The 7,756-nt window shown below is 59.1% G+C and carries 11 protein-coding genes and 1 pseudogene; 5 read left to right on the forward strand and 7 right to left on the reverse strand.

What is annotated here, in order from left to right; translation table 11 throughout:
• Positions 1–57: 57 nt before the first annotated feature.
• On the reverse strand, positions 58–345 hold the full coding sequence (locus tag C8024_RS21215) for a hypothetical protein (protein ID WP_254305685.1): 288 nt from the start codon (positions 343–345) through the stop codon (positions 58–60).
• A 92-nt stretch (positions 346–437) separates the two neighbouring features.
• Here C8024_RS21215 and C8024_RS21220 point away from each other — a divergent pair, with 92 nt between their 5' ends.
• Positions 438–797 (forward strand): hypothetical protein, encoded by a 360-nt coding sequence (locus C8024_RS21220; protein WP_254305686.1) that lies wholly within the window; start codon positions 438–440, stop codon positions 795–797.
• On the opposite strand, the gene C8024_RS21225 is transcribed toward C8024_RS21220, so the two are convergent.
• The gene (locus C8024_RS21225; RefSeq protein WP_254305687.1) at positions 774–992 is read right to left on the reverse strand and encodes a hypothetical protein; all 219 of its coding nucleotides are present in this window, start codon (positions 990–992) and stop codon (positions 774–776) included. The genes C8024_RS21220 and C8024_RS21225 overlap by 24 nt on opposite strands.
• Positions 989–1,315 carry a hypothetical protein gene (locus tag C8024_RS21230; RefSeq protein WP_254305688.1) on the reverse strand — a complete coding sequence of 109 codons (327 nt, stop codon included), beginning with the start codon at positions 1,313–1,315 and terminating at the stop codon, positions 989–991. The genes C8024_RS21225 and C8024_RS21230 overlap by 4 nt, the downstream gene beginning before the upstream one ends.
• A 181-nt stretch (positions 1,316–1,496) precedes the next feature.
• Between C8024_RS21230 and C8024_RS07430 the strand changes: the two genes are divergently transcribed.
• From C8024_RS07430 to C8024_RS21245, 4 genes and pseudogenes are all read left to right on the forward strand, one after another.
• Complete coding sequence (locus tag C8024_RS07430; protein WP_173203830.1) at positions 1,497–2,534, forward strand: beta-propeller fold lactonase family protein; 1,038 nt, start codon at positions 1,497–1,499, stop codon at positions 2,532–2,534.
• A gap of 33 nt (positions 2,535–2,567) precedes the next feature.
• On the forward strand, positions 2,568–3,077 hold the full coding sequence (locus C8024_RS21235) for a hypothetical protein (protein WP_254305689.1): 510 nt from the start codon (positions 2,568–2,570) through the stop codon (positions 3,075–3,077).
• A gap of 29 nt (positions 3,078–3,106) precedes the next feature.
• Positions 3,107–3,424, forward strand: a pseudogene (locus C8024_RS21240) (GMC family oxidoreductase N-terminal domain-containing protein); the annotation flags it as partial.
• A 235-nt stretch (positions 3,425–3,659) separates the two neighbouring features.
• Positions 3,660–4,586 carry a GMC oxidoreductase gene (locus C8024_RS21245; protein WP_254305691.1) on the forward strand — a complete coding sequence of 309 codons (927 nt, stop codon included), beginning with the start codon at positions 3,660–3,662 and terminating at the stop codon, positions 4,584–4,586.
• On the opposite strand, the gene C8024_RS07440 is transcribed toward C8024_RS21245, so the two are convergent.
• The 4 genes from C8024_RS07440 to C8024_RS07455 all read right to left on the reverse strand — a co-directional run.
• Positions 4,583–5,320, reverse strand: a complete 738-nt coding sequence (locus C8024_RS07440; RefSeq protein WP_173203832.1) for a peptidase — start codon at positions 5,318–5,320, stop codon at positions 4,583–4,585. The two genes, C8024_RS21245 and C8024_RS07440, sit on opposite strands and share 4 nt — an antisense overlap.
• 37 nt (positions 5,321–5,357) lie before the next feature.
• Positions 5,358–6,158, reverse strand: coding sequence for a transglutaminase family protein (locus C8024_RS07445; protein WP_173203834.1), 801 nt, complete (start codon positions 6,156–6,158; stop codon positions 5,358–5,360).
• A gap of 2 nt (positions 6,159–6,160) precedes the next feature.
• Entirely contained in the window at positions 6,161–7,111 is a 951-nt protein-coding gene (locus tag C8024_RS07450) for an alpha-E domain-containing protein (RefSeq protein ID WP_173203836.1), read from the reverse strand.
• 13 nt (positions 7,112–7,124) lie between these two features.
• A partial coding sequence (locus C8024_RS07455; protein WP_173203838.1) for a circularly permuted type 2 ATP-grasp protein occupies positions 7,125–7,756 on the reverse strand: 632 nt, incomplete at its 5' end.

The raw sequence follows: 7,756 nt of genomic DNA on the forward strand, positions 1-7,756 counted from the left end.
AAGAAAAGCAAAAGGCGGCTGTCATTTTCGCGAGGCCGGAATATTGCGGGGCGAAGCCTAGCCGCCGACATTGGCGACATTGTAGCGCAGCGCTTCCTCGTTGGTCAGGCAGCGGCGGGTGGATCCGTCGCCATCCTCGGTTTTCACCGCATTGGTCCGGTACATGATCTCGGACAGCAATTTCCGCGACACGCCCATGCGGATCAGGAAATCATTATCCTCGGTCGCCAGCAGCGCGCTCTGCTGCTCGACTTCGCCGATCAGGCCGACCGTCGAGTCCGTGCCCATTTCGATGCTGTAATTGATCGCGTTGCGGTCGCCCGTCATGGTGAACATATGGACCATGAAATGGCCGCCGGGCTCGACGATCCGGGCCCTGCCCCCATGAAAACAAAATTGCAGGCGCTGAAACAGGTCCAGCCTGGGGAATTCGGGTAATGATCAGGGCATCGGATTGCCGGATCACCCGACCGGTTTCATTGCCGGCTCTCGCGTTGCCGCCGGAAGACCGCAGCCAGATTTCGGAAATGTCGGGATTGTCGGCCAGCATCTTGCGCATCCGTTCGGGCAGGCCCGTATCGACGGCTCCTTCGGCGAGCAAGACCTTGGTGCCGCCGATCATTTTCGGGGTCAGTTCCATCTTCTCGTTGGTCGACCAGTTCGGCGCGATCGGACAGGTCGGATTTTCGGGGTCCATGCCGGGTTTCACATCGGTAGCGCCCAAGGTGAAAAGCGAAGCGATGACGATGGCGGTTTTGATCGTTTTTTCATGTTCATGCCACGACTATATATCGTGATTCTCCGGGAGCTTTGCACATCCGCTTGGACACACGGGTTTCTTCGCCATCGACAATAGCAATATCTGTGATCGTCATGCAACTTGTACCGTCCGCCGTCTCGGTTTTCGCTGTCGCGGTGGAACTGCCCGAGACGCCGGGGCGGGTTTCGCTGGTCCACTGCGCGCTGGCGCCGGGTTCGCCCGAGCGGGTCACGCTGCGCGTCGCTTCCGCGGCCTGCAGCTGCTCGTCAGGTCGAGTCGGCACGCAATCGAATTGGTCAGCGTATCCGCCACTTCCGCCCGCGGGATATAGGTGCCGGCAACCCCCATATTCTGCGTGGCCCGCCGCGTGAAATCGCCGATCATATTGCCCAGTATCGATCTGCCGATGGCGCCTTTCGGATTGCTGGCACAATCATCACCCCCGGCCTTGGTATCCGGAGTCCCGCTGGTGGCCGGCGGCTTTTTGAACAGCCCGCCGAATTGCGCCGAAGCGGGCGAAGCAACGACCAGAGCCGTGACCACAGTCGCGGACACAAGTGGGGAAGCGAAACGGTGATTTTTACACGCATGACAAACCCTCGATGGCTATCAGAATATATATTCTACCATCTCTGCTTTCACCCGCAGTGGCCTTCATCACATCTGCTTCGAAAACAGGGATAGAAAAAGCGTAATATCCTGTTATCCTGCATGAAAAGATAGGACAGGTTGGACAATGGCGAAGAAAATTGCACGTTTCTGTTCGGCGATATTCCTCCTCGCTGTCGCTGCGGGATGCGACGAACAGCTCGCCGCCGAAGCGGGGGCCACATCCGGGACATTGCTGGTCGGCAACAAGGCGGAGGACAGCCTGAGCTTCATCGATCTGGCAAGCGGCAGTGAAATCGCGCGGCAGGATACCGGACACCAGCCGCACGAGATCGCGATATCCCCCGACGGCCGGCTCGCCGCGGTAGTCTCTTATGGCAGAGACACAATCGACATTTTCGACATAGCGGCAAGCGAGCGGATCGAAACCGTGTCCCTCGCGCCGAGCCAGCGACCGCACGGCATTTTGTGGCTCGACGACGGCCGGATCATCGCCACGACTGAGGGTAGCGACAATATCACCATCGTCTCTCCGCCGGACGGGGAAATCCAGAAACGCGAGATTTCAACGATATCCACCGGGCAGAAAGGCAGCCATATGCTGGTCGTGACACCGGACAAGTCGCGCGCCTTTGTCTCCAATATGCAGTCGGGCACGGTGAGCGTGCTGGATCTGCTGGCAGGCAAGAAAATTGCAGATCTGCCGGCCGGAACCGAACCGGAAGGACTGGCGATCACCCCCGACGGCGCAAGCGTCTGGGTCGCCGATCGCCGGGGCGATGTCCTGCGCGTCTTCGATGCGCGCAGCCTTAAGGAACTCGCCGCCATCGAGACCGGAAAATTTCCGATCCGCGTGGCATTCAGCCCCGATGGCACCACGGCCATCACCTCCAATCTCGGTGACGGCGCGCTCGGCTTGTACGATGTTGCGACGCGCAAGGCGACCGGCTCGATCGGTGTCAGCGGGGAAGCCGGTTCCCAGCAGGTCACTATTCTCTTTTCGCCGGATGGCAAAAAACTCTATGTCGCGGAAACCGGTCCTGATACGATCGCCGAAGTCGATCTTGCCGCCGGCGAGGTCATTCGGCGTTTCGAGGCCGGAGATGACGGGGATGGGCTGGGCATAGCCCCGGCAAGCGAAGCAGCACCAGACCAGATCAGATGAATATACCCCGGGTCGCGCCTTGGGAGATGAAAGTTGAAAAAGCCGTTTAACCGACTGCAGGCGCTGATGATAAAGGCGATGGCAGAAGCGTTGTTCCATAACCGGAAGATGGCGATCTCTGCCGATCAGGTGGTCGAAAATCTGCAGGAGCATTTTACCAATATCGAGGGCAAGAAGCCGGATGAAATCCGCATGGCGCTTTACGGGTTGCTGGTCGTTCTGGGTGGTCCGTTCTTTCTCGTCGCTTCTCCCAGAATACGAGCTAAGCTGATCAGCAGGCGGCTGCAGAAATCACGGATCGATTTCCTCCAGGACATTGCTCGTACCAAGGGTGTCATACTGGCTGGCTATTACGGCCACTGGGAGCACGGCGATGAAGAGGAGAATTTCGACAATCCGATCTTTGCCGATCTCGATTTCGAACTGCCGGCGCAGCGTGACCGCTCTGCGCCGGGCGAGCGCCCGGTCCGCCGCGACACCCGCCGCGATCTGACAGCAAAATATTTGTCGGCCATGGCGCCGTTCCGGAAGAAGCAGACGTGATCGTGATCGGATCGGGTGCGGGCGGCGCCGTGGCTGCGGCGGCCGTTGCCGACGAGGGTCATCGAGTGTTGATCATAGAGGCCGGCAGCCATTATCCGTCGTCGCGCCTGACCCATGAAGAAGCCCGGATGACCGCGCGCCTGTTCAAGGATGGCGGGCTGCAGACGACAGCCGACCGCGATATCATCGTGTTTCAGGGCCGTGTGGTTGGCGGTTCGACCGTCATCAACAACGGCATCTGCCTTCGGATGAAACAGGAAGGCCTGGTCCATCCGGAGGCCGAGGATGTATTCGAAACCTGGGCCAGACTGGGCGCGCCGATAAGCGAAGCCAGTCTGGCTGCGAGCTATGATGCGGTCGAGCAGGCGCTGGATGTCACCCAGATCGACGCGATCACCGGTCGCAATAACGGTCCACATTTGATCGACGGCTGGAACAAATATGCCGCACAGTCGGCTGACCCGAAAGATCGTACCGCCATTACCGCATGGTTCCGGAAAACTATGGCCCCCCGACGCCAGAAAGCGAGTGTATCTATTGCGGCTATTGCAACACCGGCTGTCCCTACGGCCGGAAAAAGCGATGCCGGAAAGCTATCTGGCCCATGCGACCAGCGATGCGCGCAAAAAGCCGGCCCGGATACTGGACCGCGCCGAAGCAACAGAAATCCTGTGGCGCGAGGGGGCCAATGGCAAGCGGGTTGCCGACGCCGTCGAAGTCAGACTGAAAAATGGCGGCAAGCGCGTCATTCGAGCCCGCAAGGGCGTGGTGGTAGCCGCGGGCGCGCTGGCTTCCAGCAATCTGCTCTACAACAGCGGAATTTTGCAGTCGGGCAGCAATATCTCGCTCAACATCGCCTGCCCGGTTGTTGCGCTGATGCCCGAAGGCACACAGGTCAACGCATGGAACGAAGACCAGATGGCGACCTATATCGATCGCGGTGACTATCTGATCGAGAGCCATTTCCAGCCGCCGATGAGCATGGCGATGCTGGTACCCGGCTGGTTCGAGGACCATTATGAGCGGATGAGAAACTATAACCGGCTGGTGTCGGCTGGCGTCCTGTTTCCGGCCGACCGGCTTGGGTACATGGACCATGGCAAGCTCAAGCTGAAAATCGGCGAGAAAGAGCTGGCCCTGTTGCGCCGCGCACTGGCGACGATGACCAAAGTCCATTTCCTCAACGGCGCAATCGAGGTCTACCCTGCCCTGCTGCGCGGCCAGACTCTGACCAGCGACATGAGCCATGACGAGATCGATGCCTTTTTCGATAAGGCAATCGTCGAGCCGGACGATGTCGTGCTTTCCAGTTCCCATCCTCACGGCGGCAATGCGATCCACGAAGACCCGCACAAGGGCGTCGTCGATCTCAACCAGCGGGTCCACAATACGACCAATTGCTATGTCGCCGATGCCAGCGTGATGCCGAGCTGCATCCGCGTCAACGCGCAACTCACCACGATGGCGATGGCGCACAGGGCGATGGCGGGGAAAAGACGCTTCGGCTAGTCTTCGAAGCTGAAGTCGGGCAACGACTGGAATGCGCTTCTCAGTGCATCACCCCATCCTTCGGAGATCGTCTGGAAATAGGGATCGTCTTTTTCGATCCGTTGCTGGTGTGTAATCGCAAAGCTGTCGGCTTCATAGACCTGCATATCGAGCGGCAAATCCACCGCCAGATTGGCTCTTATCGTTGAATCGAAAGAGACCAGCAACAGTTTCACGGCATTTTCGAAAGACATTTCGGGATCGAAGCCGCGAACCAATATCGGCCGGCCGTATTTGGTTTCGCCGCTCTGGAAAAACGGGCTGTCATCGCTCGCTTCAATGAAGTTGCCAGCCGGATAGATCATGAATAGCCGCGGATCACTGCCGTGGATCTGGCCCCCGACGATCAGCGTGGCGCCAAAGGGCGACTTGGCCTCCTGCCCCTCGCGGGAATAGGTTTTGACCACTTCGCGCAAGGTGTCGCCGATAATCGTCGCGACCTGAAACATCGACGGGGCCTGCAGGATCGACGGATTGCGGTCGTCGGGATGCTTGCCGCGTTCGTCCAGCAGGCTCACGACGGCCTGGGTGGTGGCCAGATTGCCCGCCGAAAGCAGCGTGATCACGCGATCGCCCGGCACTTCCCAGCTGGTCAGTTTCTTGACCTGGGCGATATCATCGACACCGGCGTTGGTGCGCGTATCCGACATGAAAACAAGGCCGCGTTTCATCCGCAGTGCCACGCAATAGGTCATTGGTAATGTTTGTCCCTGATTAGAATTGCCTGTCTCTCTACTGCTGCACCTGCAGGCTGACAATCATATCCTCGCTGCCCGCACCATAACGCAATCCGGTAATTGGCGATGCATCGCGATAATCCAGGCCCGTTGCGATACGGACATAGCGCTCGTCAGGCGAATAGCCATTGGATATGTCGAAGCCGACCCAGCCGATATGTTCGACATAGGCTTCCGCCCAGGCGTGTGTCGCATCCTGGTCGACACGGTCGCTCATCATCAGATATCCGGAGACATAACGGGCCGGAAAGCCGAGCGAGCGGGCCGCCGCGCAGAAGATATGGGCGTGATCCTGACAGACGCCACCGCCGATGGCGAGCGCCTGCTCCGCAGTGGTCTCGGCATCGGTCTTGCCCGTTTCGTAGGCAACCTTGTCGGTGACTGCCGCCGAAAGGGCGTGCAGCCGGACTATGTCATCCTCATAATCCTGATCCAGCGATGCGACCAGTCTGGCGATTTCATCCTCCGGCCTCGTAAGCGCGCTTGCCCGCTTGAAATACCACAAGGGCGCAAATCCCGCATGCCTGCCGATGACCCCGCTGCCGTCGCTATTCTCCACCTCGCCGGTGCAGCGGATGATGATCTCGCTGCGCCCGCGCTCGATATTGATCAGATCGACATGGTTGCAATGCTGGTCCTCGAACGACAATTCCAGCGCTCCGCCCTCGATCTCGATATTCCAGTCGACGATCCGCTGTCCGGCTCTCTCCTTCGGGCGGAGGCGCAATTGTTGCAGGCCATATTGCACAGGCTTGTCGTAATTATAGCGGGTCTCGTGTTCAATTTTCAGCAGCATGTTCAGCTAATCCTGTCTTGAAAATTATAGTCGCTCTCGATCTGCGCCGCGAGGCTGTTGTTGGCCGCCAGAAATTCGACAATGAACTCGTGCAGCCCGCCTTCGAAAATATTCTGGACCGGCTGGCCGAGCAGCCGGTTGCAAATATCGGTGGCAAGCCGGTGGGAGGTGACTTCGCTGCCATATTCGCTTTCCAGATATCCGAGATTGTCGGATATCTGGGCGTAGCAGAATGCCAGCGACCGTGGCATCTGGCGATGCAGGATCAGATATTCGGCGACGCTCAGGGCGCTGATGTCCGAACCGTTGAGCCAGCGGTAGGACCGTTGCGCGGACACCGATCGCAATATCGTTTCCCACTGGACATTATCGACGGCGGTGCCGATCTGGGCGATTGAAGGCAGCAGCAGATAATATTTGACGTCCAATATCCGGGCAGTGCTGTCGGCCCGCTCGATGAACGTACCGAGCCGGATGAAATTGAACCCGTCGTTGCGCAGCATCGTCCCCAGTACGGCGCCGCGGACCAGCGAACTTTGCTTGCGGATAACCGCCAGCACCTCGGGCAAATCCCGTTCGTCCACCGGATTGGCCAAGGCCGTCTTCAGGTTCATCCAGGCTTCGTTGGTGGCTTCCCAAACCTCCCGGGTCAGGGCAATCCGTCCGGTGCGCGCGCTGTCCCGCGCCTGTTTGATCAGCGAGATGACGCTGCCGGGATTGTCCTTGTCGCGCAAGAGATAGTCGATCACCTTGGCCGAACTATAATCGGCATGTTTGGCCAAATAACTTTTCTTGGCGCCCGACGAGGCCAGGATGGACGCCCATTCGTCGGACGCAGACGAGGAGTGGGTCAGCGCGATGCGAAAGCCCGCCTCGATCAGACGCGCACTATTCTCCGTCCGCTCGAGCAGACGCGACATCCAGAACAGACTGGCGGCGGTTTTGCCTAGCATGATCCCTGCCCCCTCATTCTTCCAGCACCCAGGTATCCTTGGTCCCCCCACCCTGGCTGCTGTTGACCACCAGAGATCCCTCGGTCATCGCAACGCGGGTGAGACCGCCGGGCGTGATGTCGATCCGGTCGGGCGAGACCAGCACGAACGGCCGCAGATCGACATGCCGTGGCGACAGACCCTTTTCGGTAAAGATCGGCACGGTCGAAAGCGCCAGCGTCGGCTGGGCAATATAATTGCTGGCATTGCCGATCAGCTTGGCACGGAAATCCTCGACTTCCTTCTTGGACGCCGCCGGGCCGACGAGCATGCCATAGCCACCCGATCCGTGCACTTCCTTGACCACCAGCTCGGCGAGATGTTCCAGCACGTAGTCCAGCTGATCCTTCTCCGAACAGCGCCATGTCGGGACATTCTCCAGCAGCGGTTTCTGGCCGGTGTAAAATTCAATAATGTCCGGCATGTAGGAATAGAGCGCCTTGTCATCGGCAATCCCGGTGCCAGGCGCGTTGGCGATGGTGATCCCGCCGGACCGGTAGACATCCATGATCCCGGGCACACCGAGCATCGAATTGGGCAGAAAATTCAGCGGATCGAGATAATCGTCGTCGATCCGCCGGTAAATCACATCGATCGGCGTATAGC

It is taken from the genome of Sphingopyxis sp. BSNA05, assembly GCF_013265645.1.
In the GTDB taxonomy this organism is placed as follows: domain Bacteria; phylum Pseudomonadota; class Alphaproteobacteria; order Sphingomonadales; family Sphingomonadaceae; genus Parasphingorhabdus.

Bases quoted from the DNA above. Each gene is read 5' to 3' on its own strand.
- C8024_RS21245 (WP_254305691.1), top strand. From the start codon at position 3,660: ATGCCGGAAAGCTATCTGGCCCATGCGACCAGCGATGCGCGCAAAAAG.
- C8024_RS07430 (WP_173203830.1), top strand. From the start codon at position 1,497: ATGGCGAAGAAAATTGCACGTTTCTGTTCGGCGATATTCCTCCTCGCT.
- C8024_RS07440 (WP_173203832.1), bottom strand. From the start codon at position 5,320: ATGACCTATTGCGTGGCACTGCGGATGAAACGCGGCCTTGTTTTCATG.
- C8024_RS07445 (WP_173203834.1), bottom strand. From the start codon at position 6,158: ATGCTGCTGAAAATTGAACACGAGACCCGCTATAATTACGACAAGCCT.
- C8024_RS07450 (WP_173203836.1), bottom strand. From the start codon at position 7,111: ATGCTAGGCAAAACCGCCGCCAGTCTGTTCTGGATGTCGCGTCTGCTC.
- C8024_RS21215 (WP_254305685.1), bottom strand. From the start codon at position 345: ATGGTCCATATGTTCACCATGACGGGCGACCGCAACGCGATCAATTAC.
- C8024_RS21220 (WP_254305686.1), top strand. From the start codon at position 438: ATGATCAGGGCATCGGATTGCCGGATCACCCGACCGGTTTCATTGCCG.